This window comes from Streptomyces sp. KL116D (assembly GCF_030766975.1).
Lineage (GTDB): Bacteria > Actinomycetota > Actinomycetes > Streptomycetales > Streptomycetaceae > Streptomyces > Streptomyces longispororuber_A.
Genome location: NZ_JASERH010000147.1, coordinates 57,344 through 71,641, shown reverse-complemented (window position 1 = coordinate 71,641; position 14,298 = coordinate 57,344). Strand labels below are relative to the sequence as shown.

Below are 14,298 nucleotides of genomic sequence, written 5' to 3'. Positions count from 1 at the left end.
GGGCCAGCTCCTCGATCGTCAGCACTACGCGCCAGCCTTCAGCGACCCGGCGCTCCACTTCGTCGTCCGGCCGCTGGGCGGGCTGTGCACCAACTCCCCACTGGCCGTCGGCGACCACGGCGATGTCGCCCACAGTCCAGGGCCGCCCGGCCGCGCGGATTTTGCGCACCACCCCGGCGCCTTCCCAGAGTCTGCTCGTCCCAGCCATCGCTGTCTCCCTTCTCTCGCCTGCGACCCGTCACCGCAAACCAGCTAGGACTACCCCGATGGCCTGTCCCTTCCCCGGTCTCCCGTCACCTGCCGACGACCCCGAGTTCGCCCACGGCAGACGTCACTCTCGGGCAAACAACTACGCACTTCGGCGTGCCGCATGCCAACGTACGGACATCGGGAAAACCGCAGCTCAACGAAGGGATCCATCTAGCCGTGGGCACCTCTGCCACGCTCCTGCCTGCCGTTGTCCGCCCCCCAGGCAGACGCGCTCCACTGGCTCTCAGCCGGCGACAGTGCGGGCCCGGTGCTCGACCTCGTGGATGCTCGCGAATGGGCGATCGTCGACACCCCCGGAGCCAACGTGCACGCGACCAGCCCCGACGGCTGTCTACGTCGGCTGGCCCCCAAAGGCTCGTCGGCTTGGCAGCGCAGCATCGTCCGGCACGTCCGAGTGCAGCCCGCCGATGGCAACGCACGGGTCCAGGAGTTCCGCCTCCACACGCACTCCGAGGTCATTGCCAGATTCCTCGCCACCCTGGTCACCGACTCCTCGTGCTGACTGCCGATCGGGCTCCGCTCATACATCCACCACCGGCTCGACGACTACCCGTCGGGCCGACCAGCCCCGTCAATGTCCACAGTTCACGGAGACTCCCTTGCCCCAGTACCTGACCGTCGACCACCTGCTCCGCCAGCTCCAGGAACTCGACCCCAACCTGCCGGTCCGTCTCGCCGTCAACCCCGATTTCCCCTTCGCTCATTTCGTGGGAGCCGAGATCGTAGTCCATGACGGCAAGGCGTACATCGCCGACGACGGACAGGAGGACTACCTTTTGGTGGGGGCACGCGACGCCCTCACCTGGGCCTGACTGGCTGTTCTCTAACCGTCCATGTGCTCGGCCTGCGTCGAACGGCGCTCTGGATCGGGTGAGTTGATCAGTGCTGAGGCACGAAGGAAGTGCCTCTTGGTAGCTCGCGGATGTCGAGTCCAGCGAGAATCAAGAGGCCCTCGTGTCGAAGTGTTGCGTGGTCGCGGTTGTTTAGTCCAGCTCGTCCACTCCTGGGTGTGACTGCCCCGCCCATCGGTTCGGGAACGGAGCCGACCGGCCGAAGCGGCGGCCCCGGTGCGGCTCGGACATGCGCGATGCCGAGTAGCGGGAAGTGCGGGATCTGCAGCCGGTTCCCGGATCGCTGGCGGACCGGGGCGGGCGGCCGGAGGGCTACTGCCACCGGCAGATGATCGACGCGGTGCGCTACCTCGTCGACAACGGCATCAAGTGGCGGGCGATGCCTGCCGACTTGCCGCCGTGGGCGCGGGTCTACGCCTTCTTCGCCCGCTGGAGGGACACGGGGCTGGTGGCCGAGCTGCACGACCGGCTGCGCGATGCGGTCCGCGAGGCGGAGGGCCGGATCCAGGAGCCGAGTGCGGCGATCGTGGACTCGCAGTCGGTGAAGGCGGGCGCGACCGTCGGCCACACCTCACGGGGCTTCGACGCCGGGAAGAAGGTCAACGGCCGCAAGCGGCACGTGCTGACCGACACGCTCGGACTCCTGCTGGCCGTGCTGGTCACACCCGCTCCACGACCGACCGGGAGGCCACCCGCACCCTGCTGCCGGAGCTGAAGAAGCGGTTTCGGCGACTGGCCCGCGTCTGGGCCGGCGGCGGCTACACCGGCCACTTCACCGACTGGGCCGTCCAGCACCTCGATGTCGTCGTGGACATCGTCCGCCGCAGCGACGACGCCCTCGGCTTTCAGGTCCTGCCGCGGCGCTGGATCGTCGAGCGGACCTTCGCCTGGCTACTGCAGAGCCGGCGCCTGGCCCGCGAGAACGACGCCCCGACACCGGCGAAGCCGTCATCCGGTGGTCGACGGGCACTCTCATGAGCCGGCGCCTCGCCGCCCGGAACCAGCCTCTTGTGCTGCGGACAGGATGAACCTGCCCGGCTTCTCCTCGACGAGCCAGCCCAGTTCCACCAGCCGTTTCAGTCAAACTCGTGCCCCTTCGACACGCGAGGCCACGGCACTGTCCCAGCCCAGCACCACCGCCGTCTGCCGGGCACCGAGGCCGTCGCTCCCGGCATCCAGGGCAGCGGCCATGACCGCCTGGTAGTCCACGGCCAGCACCTCGACGCCGGGCACGTCCCTACGGTGAGGCACCGCCATACGCGGCCCGGCCGGCCGCACCGGCTTCCCCGACGACTTGCCGTCGCCTGCCGCGGCGGGAGTGTCCACCTCGGCCAGCGCTTCCAGGAACTGCTCCAGCCCGATCACTCGCTGCCGCAGGACTTCTGCCGCATCAGCCACTGCCTGCCGAACTCTCTCCAACTCGGCGCCAAGTTCTTCCAGATGCACCGCCGCGGCCTTCTGCCGCGCTTCCAGGACCGCCCGGATCGACGGCATCCTCCACCCCCATGGCGTCTCGGTCGACAACGACCCGAGACTTCCGCGGCTGCCCACACCTCATGCCCGACCAGCAGAAACCACACATGCGATTCGGAAGAGAACGACCTCTTAGGGGGTGAGGAGCGTTTTGACAGCGCGCCGTGCGTCCATGGCCTTGTAGCCCTCGGCGACCTGCTCCAGAGGGAGGGCGAGGTCGAAGACCTTGCCGGGGTCGATGCGACCGGTCAGGACACGCTGGATGAGATCGGGCAGGTAGCGGCGCACGGGGGCGGGGCCGCCGCGCAGGCCGACGTGGGAGAAGAACAGTTCCTGGCCGTCGATCGCGACGTCGTGGGGGACGCCGACGAAGCCGACGTTGCCGCCAGGCCGGGTCGAGTGCAGCGCCTGGCTCATGGCCTGGGCCGTGCCGACGCACTCCAGGACGGAGTCGGCGCCGATGCCGCCGGTCAGCTCCTTGATCCGGGCGACGCCCTCCTCGCCGCGCTCGGTGACGATGTCGGTGGCGCCGAACTCGCGGGCGAGCTTCTGCCGGCTCTCGTGGCGCGACATGGCGATGATGCGCTCGGCGCCCATCTCCTTGGCGGCGATCACGCCGCACAGGCCGACCGCACCGTCACCGACCACCACGGCGGTCGAGCCGGGTGTGACCTCGGCGGCCTCGGCCGCCCACCAGCCGGTGCCCATCACGTCCGAGACGGCCAGCAGACCGGGCCAGAACCGCTCGTCAGGGATCTCGTCGGTGGCGACCAGGGTGCCCTGGGCGTTGGGGATGCGGATGTAGTCGGCCTGGCAGGTGGACATGAACTCGCGGTTCAGACAGTTCGACGGGAAGCCGTTACGGCAGTTCGCGCAGGTGTTGTCCGAGGTCGCGAAGGAGCCGACGACGAACTGGCCGGGCTTGACCGCGGTGACCTCGGAACCGACCTCCTCCACGAAGCCGACGTACTCATGCCCCATCGGATGCGGCTGCTCGGTCGGCTCCGCACCCCGATACGGCCACAGGTCTGATCCGCACACGCACGTGACCGCGGTCCGGATGATCGCGTCGGTGGGCTTGAGGATCTTCGGGTCCTCGAGGGTCTCGAAGCGGATGTCGCCAGGGGCGTGAATCACTGCACCACGCATGTGAAGTTCCTTCTTCCGTTGAGGTCATTTGAGGTGATTGACCGGTCGGGGCACCCGAGCCGTGCAGCACGGTGCGAGCAAGTTGGTGTGTGGTGGGTTCAGAAGATGAGCACCACTCGGCCGCGCAAGCCGCCCTGCTCAAGCAGGCGGTGGGCCACAACGGCCTGCTCGGCGGGCAGGATCCGGGCCACCCGCAGCGTCAGGCGGTCTTCCTCCGCCAGCTGCCGCAGGCGTTCCAGGCGAGCGTGGTCGCGAGCATAGTTCGGCACGAACGTCTGCTGGATGGTGACGCCGCGCTCGCGCTCAGCGGCGGCGAGTTCACCTCCGGCCGAGGTGGCTACCCGCCCGCCGTCGCGCACACTCCGGGCCGCGTCAGCGGAGACCCCGGCACTGTCCACCAAGCCGTCCACACCCTCCGGGGCGTGCTTGCGGACCTGCTCAGCGAAGTCCGATCCGCGCGGGACGATGATGTCTACGCCCAGGTCGTTGACGAGCCGCTCGTCCTTCGGCGCGGCGTCGGCGATCACGCGCAAGCCGTCCGCCTTCGCCAACTGCACGGCGTACCCGCCGACCGCGCCGGCTGCACCGGTCACCGCGACGGTCCCGCGCTCGGGCGTCTGCAGCAGGTCCAGCGCCATCCGTGCGGTCAGGCCGTTCATCGCCAGCGTGGCGGCCTGCGCGTCGCTGGCCCCCGGCGGGGCGAGCACGGCGGACTCCGCCGGGACGACCAGGTACTCGGCGTAGGCGCCGTGGGTGCCGGAGGTCACGGCTATCGCCGAGACCCGGTCACCGATACGGACACCGGTCAGCACACCGGGGCCGACCTGATCGACGATCCCGGCCGCTTCCATGCCGGGCACGTACGGCGGTTCGGCATCGGAGACGAATGCCTGACCACGGCGCACCATCGCATCGACCGGGTTGACCGTCGCGGCGCTCACCCTGATCCGGATCTCGCCTTCGCCCGCTTCGGGCACCGGCAGCTCCATCAGGTGCAGGGAATCAGGTCCGCCGAACTTGGTCACGCCAACTGCCCTCATCACAACAGCCTCCAATTCTTCGGTGCGAAACCCTGCGCCGATACGTCGAGAATTACCCGGTGGCGATTCATGGAATTCTGACGCACTGAAAACCGCGCTTCAGCGGACGCTGTGAAATTCGGCGCGCCGCTGCGTGTGTACTCAGCGGACCTGGGTCCAAGTGCCGTGGAGCTGGACGAACTGGCCGTTGATGACAGAGCTGGCCATGCAGGTACCTGCCGTGTAGTCCTCGATGTGGGTGACGAAGTCGCCGGCTGCCTCGGCCCAGCGCACGACGTACAGGCCGTCGCGGACCTGTGTGGCGGTGTAGTCCATCGTCTCGGTCTGACCCTTGAGGGTGCCGCCGGTGATCAGGTAGGTGACGCTGGTCGCCGAATTGAAAGTGATCTCGACAGTGAAGTGGCCCATCGGGGTGTTGGGGCCGAGGTCCGCGAGCCAGGTCTGGCCGACGGTCGGGAGAGTGGCGTTGGGCTGCATCGTTGTCACTTCTTTCGGTGGGAGGAATGGTCGGCAGCCTTTCTGGCAGCCGTTCGTCATCGACTATGCCTTCGCCGGAAGCCCGGAAAAAGAGGAGGCTTCTTTCCCGGGTACAGACACATCAGGGGTACAGATCCTTACCCCTCTCTCGATTTGACTTCATGAGCCATGCGTGGCCGGCCGCAAGCCGCGCGTACAGAGCAGCAGGGGGATAAAATCTTCCCCCTCACAATAGGGCGCGGCGGTGGCAAGGTGAATAGCGAAACCTTCTCGCGACTATTGCCAAGGGGACAGTAAATTATGAATCAGATGAACGGCCCGCTGGTCGCCATCGCTTTTCACTCCGGGTACGGCCACACCGCCGTCCTGGCCGACGCCGTGGTCCGCGGCGCACAGGAAGCCGGCGCCGAGACCGCTTTGATCGCCGTCGACACCATCACCGACGAGCAGTGGGCCCAGCTCGACGCGGCGGATGCCATCATCTTTGGCGCCCCCACTTACATGGGCACCGCCTCCGCCGCCTTCCACACCTTTGCCGAGGCCAGCAGCAAGCGCTGGTACACCCAGAGCTGGACCGACAAGCTCGCCGCCGGATTCACCAACTCCGGCGCCAAGAACGGCGACAAGTCCTCCACCCTCAGCTACTTCGCAACCATGGCCAGCCAGCACGGCATGCACTGGGTCAGCCTCGGCCTGCAGCCCGGCTGGAACACCACCACCGCCAGCGAGAACGACGCCAACCGCCTGGGCTACTTCCTGGGCGCCGGCGCCCAGACACCCATCGATGCTGGCCCGGAGGCCGTCCACAAGTCCGACATCCTCACCGCCGAGCACCTGGGAGCACGCGTGGCCCGACAGGCCACCCTCTTCCGGGCAGGCCGCACCGCCGTCGCTGCCGCCTGACCAGGGGATTCCACCGGGACCGAAACCCGGGGATAAATGCGTCGCCGCTCCATGCCCTGGCTTGCCGTTCGTAGCGACAGGCCAGGTGCGAAGCTGGAGAGCATGATCCGCGAACCGCGTCTGAACGAACTGGGCGAATTCCTCAAAGCCCGGCGTGCCGAGGTCACCCCGGACCAGGTCGGTCTGGCCCCGGAAGGCCGGCGCCGCCGCGTCGCCGGCCTGCGGCGGGAAGAGGTCGCGCGGCTGGCCGCTGTGAGCACCGAGTACTACACCCGCATCGAGCAAGGGCGTCTGCAGGCATCCGCCGCGCTCCTCGACGATCTGGCGCGCGTGTTGCTCCTCAACTACGACCAGCGCGCCTATCTGTTCGAACTCGCCGCCAAGCCCACCCCGTCCACGGCCCCTCGTACCGAGGGACAGCAGGTGGACGAGCAGGTACAGCGGATGCTCGACGACCTCACCGCGACCCCCGCGTTCGTCATCGGCCGGTGCACGGACGTCCTGGCATGGAATCGCCTGGCCACCGCCGTCTTCACCGACTTCGCCGCCGTCCCCGACGAGCAGAGGTCCTACATCCGGCTGCTGTTCACCGACGCCGCCATGCAGCGCCTGTACGCCGACTGGGAGGAAGTCACCCGCCTGGCCATCGCCCAGCTGCGCATGGAGACCACCCGCTACCCCGACGAGCCGCGCCTGGCCGCGCTCGTCCAAGAGCTCACCGCGAGCGATGCGCGCTTTCGCCGATGGTGGGGCGAACACGAGGTCGCCACCCGCGGCAAGGGCACCAAGACCCTCCACCATCCCGTCGTCGGCGAACTCGTCCTCGACTGGGACACGCTCATCTGCGGCCCTGATCCGGACCAGTGCGTCATCATCTGGACCGCGGCCCCCGGATCCGCCTCGCACAAGAAGCTCCGCGAGCTGCACAACGCCACTCAGTGAACCGGCCGTTCGGCTGGGGTCGTTCCCTCGGCTGAGCCGACACGTTCGTGGCGGTCACGTGTAGGCCAGCAGCCTCCCGGCGATCGTGACTCCCGACCAGGACGTGAGAGATACGGTCGCGGCAAGCCGTGCGGCCACGGGCGTCGGCTGGTCCACATCCCAGTCGGTCACGCTGCGGTAGGTCCACCGATGGAAGATCAGGATGTTGAGTCCAGCGAGCAGGATGAGGCCGAGCTTCCAGGGAGTACTGCCACGGTCGGCGATCAGGATCGCGCCGGGCAGGAACATGGCCACGCCGGTGACTGCCGCGATCACGAAGCCGAGGTGTGACAGGCGCAGGAGGTGGTTGGCCGCGGTTGTCACCCGCAGCGTGCGCCGGCCGAGCCCCAGCAGCCGGAGGTCGAAGGCTGCGGCCGGGCCGATGAGGAGGGCGATGCCGATGATGTGGATGCTTTCGAGCATCGGATACAGGTAGGCCGTTCCGCGGACGGCCTCCGCGAACGAGGTGTCCTCCAGCCAGGAGAAGAAGGAGTCCATGGCGCGCACCGTCACGTTCGGCGCGAGTGTGCGCGCAGGTAGAAGACTCCGCCTGCGGCGGCGACAACCAGGACGACACCCAGCCCGGCCCACACCGCAACCGATGAGGCGCCCTCGGAGTCCGCGGCGGCCGATGACGAGCCCTGGTCGGAGTCACCGGTACGTGCGTCGCCCGTCGGATAGGGCACAGGCAGCGGCGTTGCCGGGAGTTCCTCGTTGAGCACCTGGTTGACCGGCTGTCCGTCCTCGACCCAGAACACGACCGGCCGGAACTCGTCCGTGTGGCTCTTGCCGACGTAGCCGACGGCCTCGATCCGCTCGCCGTCAGCGAGTTCACGGTCGAGGCCCCACATCGAGGTGTAGCTGGGCGGTGCGATGGTGACCGCCAGCTCGTCGTGAGAACCGCTGTAGGACGGTGCGGCGTTGATCGGGTCGCTGTCGGCGGCGTCCTGCAGCCCGTCCGGCAGGGCGCGCTCGGGCGTATCCGCGGGGAGGCCGTCCTCGACCGTCACGGTGAAGTAGGAGTGCGGCTCGCCCTCCCTTACCTGCGAGACGGTACCGGCGATGTAGTACAGGCGGTCGGTGTCGTAGTCGTCGAACCCGTGATGCGCCTGCGCGGCACCCGCCGAGAACAAGACGAGCATCGTCGAGGCGACCAAAGACGCCGTCGCCAGCCTGACCTGACGGGCGCTGGCGCGAGCCAGGGGTCCCGTGATCGTGATGAAGCGCATGCCGATTCGTCCTTCCAGACGGCTGGGAGTGTTCGGCATCCAGCGAACCCGCCCTCGTGACGAACAGGGAGTCACTGTGGAAGGAGGTACTGCCAGGGCACCCCTCAGCGGCCGGCCGAGCGCTCGGCTTCCGGCCCGGCTTCCTGGGTGGCGGCCCAGGTGGCGAGGAGGCGCAGCCCTTGCTCGGAGGGGGAGCCGGGCTCGGCGGTGTAGATGGTGAGGGTGAGGCCGGGGGCGGCGGCCATCTCCAGGCCCTCGAAGGCCAGGGAGAGGTCGCCGACGGCGTGGTGATGGAAGTGCTTGGTCCCGGTGCTGTGGTGGCGGACGTTGTGTGAACCCCATCGGGTGCGGAACTCGTCGCTGCGCGTGGACAGTTCACCGACCAGGTCGTGCAGGTCCTTGTCGTGCGGGTTACGGCCGGCTTCGGTGCGCACGATGGCCACGGTGATGTCGGCGAAGGAGTCCCAGTCCGGGTAGAAGCGGCGGGCGGCGGGGTCCAGGAAGGTGAAGCGGGCCAGGTTCTGCTGGTTGCCGGGCGTGGCGTAGAGGTCGGTGTAGAAGGCGCGGAAGAGCTGGTTCGCGGCGAGGATGTCCATGCGGCCGTTGCGCACGAACGCCGGTCCGGCGGTGACCGCGTCCAGGGTCCACTGCAGGCTGCGGTGGGGTGTCCACTGCCGGGTGGCGGCACGGCGGCGGGGGCGGGTGAGGGTGTCGGAGCCGTCGGCGGCCTGGGCCAGGTGCTGCAGGTGGGCGCGTTCGGCGTCATCCAGCTGCAGGGCGCGGGCGAGGGCATCGAGGACGGCCGGGGAGACGCCGGAGAGGTTGCCGCGCTCCAGTTTGGAGTAGTACTCGACGCTCATGTCGGCCAGGGCAGCGACCTCGCTGCGGCGCAGGCCCGGTACACGGCGCCGGGTGCCGGACGGCAGCCCTGCCTGGTCGGGGGTGATCTTCGCGCGCCGCGAGGTTAGGAACTCGCGGACCTCCTCACGGTTGTCCATGTCTTCGACGGTACGTCGCGCACGCGGCCATAGGGATGTACTGCCAGTACATCCCTCGTCAGTGACTCGCTACGCGCGTGAAGTGCCGGTTACCTGGAAAACGTGGTGCTCGACCTTCCGGCCGTCACGTCGTGGAGGCGGAGCCCCGCACCCGGCTCGGGCGGCCTGCCGCCAGGGCTTCGGGTCCGTTCCCCGTACACCTTCACTCAAGGACTCACCATGACCACGTTCGCACTGGTCGGCGCAGGCCCCGGACTTGGCCTGGTCACCGCCCGCCGCTTCGGCAAGGCTGGCCACACCGTCGCGCTCCTGGCCCGGGACCAGGGGCATCTCGATGACTTGGTGGCAGCGCTGGACGGCGACGGAATCCGGGCCCGCGGCTACACCGCCGACGTCCTCGACCCCGACGCGCTGACCAGCGCCCTGCACACCGCAGCCGAGGACCTGGGGACCGTCGAGGTCCTGCAGTACAGCCCGGTGCCCCGGGCCGACTTCATGAAGCCCGTCCTTGAGACCACCGCAGGCGACCTGGACGCCCCGCTGGCGTTCTCCGTGAAGGCCCCGGTCACCTGTGTGAACGCGATCCTGCCCGGCATGCGGGATCTCGGCCGGGGCACGCTGCTGTTCGTCAACGGCGGCAGCGCCGTACGCCCCAAACCCAGCGTGGCCGGCACCTCGATCGCGTTCGCCGGGGAGAGCGCCTACGCGCAGATGCTCCACACCGCGCTCGCGCCGGAGAACATCCACGTCGCACAGCTGATCGTCCCCGGAGCGATCAGCCCCGACTCCGCGACCTCCAGCCCCGAGGTCCTGGCCGAGCGGCTGTACGCCCTGCACACCGCCCGCGACGGCTTCCGCCACTACGCCGAGCCCATGCCCGACCCGCAGGACGGCACCCCATGATCTCCTTCACCCTCCGCCGGGCCCTGACGACCACCGCCACCGCCGGTGCTCTGCTGCTGGCCGCGACCGCCTGCTCCGACGACGCACCCGCCGGGCAGGCCCCTGCCACCAGCTCCGCATCGTCGTCCGGCCCGGCCTCCGCACAGACTTCCGGCCCGGCGAGCCCGACCGGCTCAGACAGGAACGCTCCGATGAACATCCGCGTCACCCTCGACGGCGAGCCCGTCGACGCCACCTTGAACGACAGCCCCGCCGCCCGCGACCTGGCCTCCCTGCTTCCGCTCACCTTGGACCTGGAGGACTTCCACGGCACCGAGCGCATCGCCGACCCGCCGCGCAAGCTCACCACCGACAACGCCCCCGAACCGCAGGCGCCCAAGACCGGCGACCTCGCTTACTACGCCCCCTGGGGCAACCTTGCCCTCTTCTACAAGGACGGCCCCTCCGCCTCCGATGACCTGCTGATCCTCGGCCACATCGACGCCGACACCGACCAGCTCTCCGGGGCCGAGCGCATCACCATCGAGGCCGCCTCCTGACCCCTGCCACCACTCCTCTCGTACGGGAAGAAGCACTTCGTATGTCCTCCGCCACCGGGCCCACCTCCGGCAAGCTCCCCTTCGTCGTCTGGGTGCTCGCCGCCGGCACGTTCCTGATGGGCACCACCGAGTTCGTCATCGCAGGACTCCTGCCCGAGATGGCCGCCGACCTGGACGTAAGCGTCTCGCACGCCGGTCTGCTGATCACCGCCTTCGCCATCGGCATGATCGTCGGCGGGCCGACGATGGCGCTGGCCACCCTGCGCCTGCCCCAGCGCCACACCCTCATCGCAGCACTGGCCGTCTTCGCCTTCAGCCACGTCGTCGCCGCGCTCAGCAGCTCCTTCAGCGTCGTCCTGGCCGCCCGCGTGATCACCGCACTGGCCACCGGCGCCTTCTGGGCCGTCGGCTTCGTCGTCGCCACCGCCGCCGCAGGCCCCGCGAGGTCCACCCGGGCCGTCGGCGTCATGATGGGCGGTCTCACTCTGGCCAACGTGATCGGCGTGCCGATCGGCTCGTTCATCGGGCAGTTCAGCGGGTGGCGCGGCCCGTTCTGGGCACTGGCCGTCCTCTCCGCTCTGGCCGCTGCGTTCGTCGGCCGGTTCATCCCCCGCGTCGAACAACGCGTGGAGGTGTCGGTGCGGGCCGAGGTGCGTGCCCTGCGGCAGGGGCGGCTGTGGCTGGCGCTCGCCGCCGCTGTGCTGATCATGGGCGGGGTCCTGGCGACGTACACCTACATCACACCGCTGCTGACCGACCGCGCGGGCATCCCCGCGGGGACCGTCCCGCTGGTGCTGATCGCCTTCGGCATCGGCGCCCTGGCCGGCACCGCCATCGGCGGCCGACTCGGGGACCACCACCCAATGGCCACCACGATCACCGCCGCCGCGGCCACCGCCGTCACGCTCCTCGTCCTGATACCGGCCTCGAACAGCCCGGTGGCCGCCGTGGCCCTGGTCTTCGTCATGGCCCTGACGGGGTTCACGGTCAACCCGGTCGTCACCTCCCTCGCCGTCCGTTTCGCCGGCGACGCCCCCACCCTCACCTCGGCGCTGACCACCTCCGCATACAACACCGGCATCGCCGCCGGTTCGGCCCTCGCCGGCCAGGCTCTCGGCTCCTCGCTCGGTCTGACCGGCCCCGCGCTGGTCGGCGCAGTCTTCGCCGCACTCACTCTGCTGCCGCTCGTCGCCCTCGCTCTTGCCGGAACAGGCAGCCCTACACGCATCGTCGCCCAACGCGACCAGACCTCCGAGCACGCTGCGGACCAGACGCCGGCAGCGACCTCGCACTGAACAACGTCCGCCGCGTACAACCCCGTTGGGAGAAACCCTCATGAACCCCACCTACGACTTCACCGGCAAGGTCGCCTTCATCACCGGCGCCTCCTCCGGCATGGGCCTGGCCACCGCCCGCGCCTTCGCCGCCTCCGGAGCCGCCGTCGCACTGGCCGACATCACCGAGGACGCCGTCAACGCCGCCGCCAAGCAGCTCGCCGACGACGGCCACCAGGCCCTCGCCCTGGTCTGCGACGTGAGCGACGAGGACCAAGTAGCGGCAGCCGTCGACCGCACCGTGGAAACCTTCGGCCGTCTCGACATGGCCTACAACAACGCCGGCATCATGCCCCCGCCCACCGACGCCGCCGACGAAAGCGCCGACCAGTTCGACCGCGTCCAGAGCATCAACCTGCGCGGCATCTGGGCGGCCATGAAGCACGAACTGCGCCACATGCGCGACCAGGGCAGCGGCACGATCGTCAACTGCTCCTCCCTCGGCGGCCTCGTCGGCAACCCGGGCCGCGCCGCCTACCACGCCACCAAGCACGGCGTGATCGGCCTGACCAAGAGCGCCGCCCTCGAATACGGCTCCCGCGGCGTCCGCATCAACGCCGTCTGCCCCGGCACCATCAGCACCCCCATGGTCGACTCCATGATCGAAGGCGGCGAACTCAACGGCGACCAAGCCGCAGCAGGCCAGGCCATCGACCGGCTCGGCACCGCCGACGAAATCGCCCAGGCCGTCCTGTGGCTGTGCAGCGACGGCGCCGGCTACGTCACCGGCATCGCCCTGCCCGTCGACGGCGGCTACACCGCCCAGTGACGTCGCGGTGCATGACCCCAGTCGGGTCAGCACGTCATCACTACGCCCGGTCCATACAGATGCAAGAGAACTGGAGAGGTTGATCCATGACGTCCGACAAGTCACGTGACTCGATGAGAGCGCAAGAGAGCGGGCTCCGCCTGGAGCGGCGTCAGCTTCTGATGATGGGTGGTGCCGCTGTCGCGGCCGGATCGCTCGCCGTGGCCGGCAGCAGCACAACTGCTCACGCACAGAAGGCTCGACGAGGACCGAAGTGGGACAAGACCTTCCCTCGCAGCAACAAGGTCGACCACAAGAAGGTGTCGTTCCGCAACCGGCTCGGCATCGAGCTGGCGGCCGACCTCTACAGCCCCAAGCAGCTGCGCGGTCGTGCGTCGGCGCTGATCGTCGGCCACCCGTTCGGCGGCGTGAAGGAACAGACCTCGGGCCTGTACGCGCAGACCATGGCCGAGCGCGGTTTCGTGACGTTGGCGTTCGACGCCTCCTACAACGGCGAGAGTGGTGGCACGCCACGACACATCGCATCCCTGGAGACGTGCGTCGAGGACTTCAGCGCCGCCGTGGACTACCTCGGCACCCGCCGATACGTGGCACGCGAGCGGATCGGCGTGATCGGAGTCTGCGCCAGCGGCGGCTTCTCACTCAGCGCCGCGCAGATCGATCCACGCCTCAAGGCCGTCGCGACGGTGAGCATGTACGACATGGGCCGCGCCTACCGCGACGGCCAGGGCTACGCCCCGATCCCGAGCGAAATGAACACCCCCGAGGAGCGCAAGCGGGCCCGTGCCGAGGCGGCGGAACAGCGCTGGATCGAGTTCGAAGGCGGAGAGGTGCGGTACGGCGGCGGTGACGCGGTGCCGTTGAAGCCGTCACAGCAGGCCGCGGCCGACGAATTCGCCGAGTACTACGCGACACCGCGCGGCGCGCATCCCCGCTCTCACGCGCTGAGCCTGACCAGCCTCGGCGCGATCACCAACTTCATGCCGCTCGCCCAGATCGAACTGACCGACCCGCGCCCGCTGCTGTTCATCGCCGGTGAAAAGGCGCACTCCCGCTACTACAGCGAGGACGCCTACGCCCAGGCCCCCGAGCCGAAGCAGCTCCACGTTGTCCCCGGCGCCGGGCATGTGGACCTCTACGACAAGGCCGACCTGATCCCCTGGGACAAGCTCACCGACTTCTTCGACGAGCACCTCTGACCCAATTAGCGGGACAGCTCGACTCCCCAGGGCCGGACGATTCGGCTCAGGACGAGCAAGGAGCGGCAACATAGCGGCGGATCCCCGGTTACCGAAACCGGGGATCCGCCGAATACTTGTACCTCCACCGCCACTACCTGTCCGCCCGTCGAAAGGCAGCACGCAACGCCCCGGAACCCTCAC

16 protein-coding genes and 1 pseudogene are annotated in these 14,298 nt (G+C 69.0%); 10 read left to right on the top strand and 7 right to left on the bottom strand.

Annotated features, from left to right (window positions below):
• The first annotated feature begins 517 nt into the window (after window positions 1-517).
• The 3 genes and pseudogenes from RBJ77_RS58105 to RBJ77_RS58095 all read left to right on the top strand — a co-directional run bounded on the left by RBJ77_RS58105 (window position 518) and on the right by RBJ77_RS58095 (window position 2,099).
• Window positions 518-772: a DUF317 domain-containing protein gene (locus RBJ77_RS58105; RefSeq protein WP_372352344.1), complete on the top strand. Its 255-nt coding sequence runs from the start codon at window positions 518-520 to the stop codon at window positions 770-772.
• 97 nt (window positions 773-869) lie between these two features.
• Entirely contained in the window at window positions 870-1,082 is a 213-nt protein-coding gene (locus tag RBJ77_RS58100; RefSeq protein ID WP_372352343.1) for a hypothetical protein, read from the top strand.
• 292 nt (window positions 1,083-1,374) lie between these two features.
• A pseudogene (locus RBJ77_RS58095) lies at window positions 1,375-2,099 on the top strand (IS5 family transposase).
• Between the two features lie 102 nt (window positions 2,100-2,201).
• On the opposite strand, the gene RBJ77_RS58090 reads toward RBJ77_RS58095, so the two are convergent.
• The 4 genes from RBJ77_RS58090 to RBJ77_RS58075 form a co-directional block, all read right to left on the bottom strand.
• A complete protein-coding gene (locus RBJ77_RS58090) occupies window positions 2,202-2,615 on the bottom strand; it encodes a hypothetical protein (protein WP_372352342.1) in 414 nt (137 codons plus the stop codon).
• Between the two features lie 111 nt (window positions 2,616-2,726).
• Window positions 2,727-3,743, bottom strand: coding sequence for a zinc-dependent alcohol dehydrogenase family protein (locus RBJ77_RS58085; RefSeq protein ID WP_372352341.1), 1,017 nt, complete (start codon window positions 3,741-3,743; stop codon window positions 2,727-2,729).
• 98 nt (window positions 3,744-3,841) lie between these two features.
• Window positions 3,842-4,768 (bottom strand): zinc-binding alcohol dehydrogenase family protein, encoded by a 927-nt coding sequence (locus tag RBJ77_RS58080; protein ID WP_372352340.1) that lies wholly within the window; start codon window positions 4,766-4,768, stop codon window positions 3,842-3,844.
• Window positions 4,769-4,924: 156 nt separating this feature from the next.
• Window positions 4,925-5,260: a hypothetical protein gene (locus RBJ77_RS58075; protein ID WP_372352339.1), complete on the bottom strand. Its 336-nt coding sequence runs from the start codon at window positions 5,258-5,260 to the stop codon at window positions 4,925-4,927.
• A 309-nt stretch (window positions 5,261-5,569) separates the two neighbouring features.
• Between RBJ77_RS58075 and RBJ77_RS58070 the strand changes: the two genes are divergently transcribed.
• Both RBJ77_RS58070 and RBJ77_RS58065 read left to right on the top strand, forming a co-directional pair.
• Window positions 5,570-6,163: a flavodoxin family protein gene (locus tag RBJ77_RS58070; protein ID WP_372352338.1), complete on the top strand. Its 594-nt coding sequence runs from the start codon at window positions 5,570-5,572 to the stop codon at window positions 6,161-6,163.
• 102 nt (window positions 6,164-6,265) lie between these two features.
• On the top strand, window positions 6,266-7,105 hold the full coding sequence (locus tag RBJ77_RS58065; RefSeq protein ID WP_372352337.1) for a helix-turn-helix domain-containing protein: 840 nt from the start codon (window positions 6,266-6,268) through the stop codon (window positions 7,103-7,105).
• Window positions 7,106-7,159: 54 nt separating this feature from the next.
• Here the strand turns inward: RBJ77_RS58065 and RBJ77_RS58060 are convergent, their stop codons facing one another.
• The 3 genes from RBJ77_RS58060 to RBJ77_RS58050 all read right to left on the bottom strand — a co-directional run bounded on the left by RBJ77_RS58060 (window position 7,160) and on the right by RBJ77_RS58050 (window position 9,371).
• Window positions 7,160-7,642, bottom strand: coding sequence for a hypothetical protein (locus RBJ77_RS58060; protein WP_372352336.1), 483 nt, complete (start codon window positions 7,640-7,642; stop codon window positions 7,160-7,162).
• A gap of 11 nt (window positions 7,643-7,653) precedes the next feature.
• On the bottom strand, window positions 7,654-8,373 hold the full coding sequence (locus tag RBJ77_RS58055; RefSeq protein ID WP_372352335.1) for a hypothetical protein: 720 nt from the start codon (window positions 8,371-8,373) through the stop codon (window positions 7,654-7,656).
• 104 nt (window positions 8,374-8,477) lie between these two features.
• The gene (locus tag RBJ77_RS58050) at window positions 8,478-9,371 is read right to left on the bottom strand and encodes a helix-turn-helix transcriptional regulator (RefSeq protein ID WP_372352334.1); all 894 of its coding nucleotides are present in this window, start codon (window positions 9,369-9,371) and stop codon (window positions 8,478-8,480) included.
• Window positions 9,372-9,590: 219 nt separating this feature from the next.
• Between RBJ77_RS58050 and RBJ77_RS58045 the strand changes: the two genes are divergently transcribed.
• From RBJ77_RS58045 to RBJ77_RS58025, 5 genes are all read left to right on the top strand, one after another.
• Window positions 9,591-10,274: an SDR family NAD(P)-dependent oxidoreductase gene (locus RBJ77_RS58045; RefSeq protein ID WP_372352333.1), complete on the top strand. Its 684-nt coding sequence runs from the start codon at window positions 9,591-9,593 to the stop codon at window positions 10,272-10,274.
• Entirely contained in the window at window positions 10,271-10,813 is a 543-nt protein-coding gene (locus RBJ77_RS58040) for a cyclophilin-like fold protein (RefSeq protein WP_372352332.1), read from the top strand. Before RBJ77_RS58045 ends, RBJ77_RS58040 begins: the two co-directional genes overlap by 4 nt.
• A 41-nt stretch (window positions 10,814-10,854) precedes the next feature.
• On the top strand, window positions 10,855-12,108 hold the full coding sequence (locus RBJ77_RS58035) for an MFS transporter (protein ID WP_372352331.1): 1,254 nt from the start codon (window positions 10,855-10,857) through the stop codon (window positions 12,106-12,108).
• A gap of 40 nt (window positions 12,109-12,148) precedes the next feature.
• Window positions 12,149-12,916, top strand: coding sequence for an SDR family NAD(P)-dependent oxidoreductase (locus RBJ77_RS58030; protein WP_372352330.1), 768 nt, complete (start codon window positions 12,149-12,151; stop codon window positions 12,914-12,916).
• A gap of 113 nt (window positions 12,917-13,029) precedes the next feature.
• Complete coding sequence (locus RBJ77_RS58025) at window positions 13,030-14,115, top strand: alpha/beta hydrolase (protein ID WP_372352329.1); 1,086 nt, start codon at window positions 13,030-13,032, stop codon at window positions 14,113-14,115.
• The last annotated feature ends 183 nt before the right edge of the window (window positions 14,116-14,298 follow it).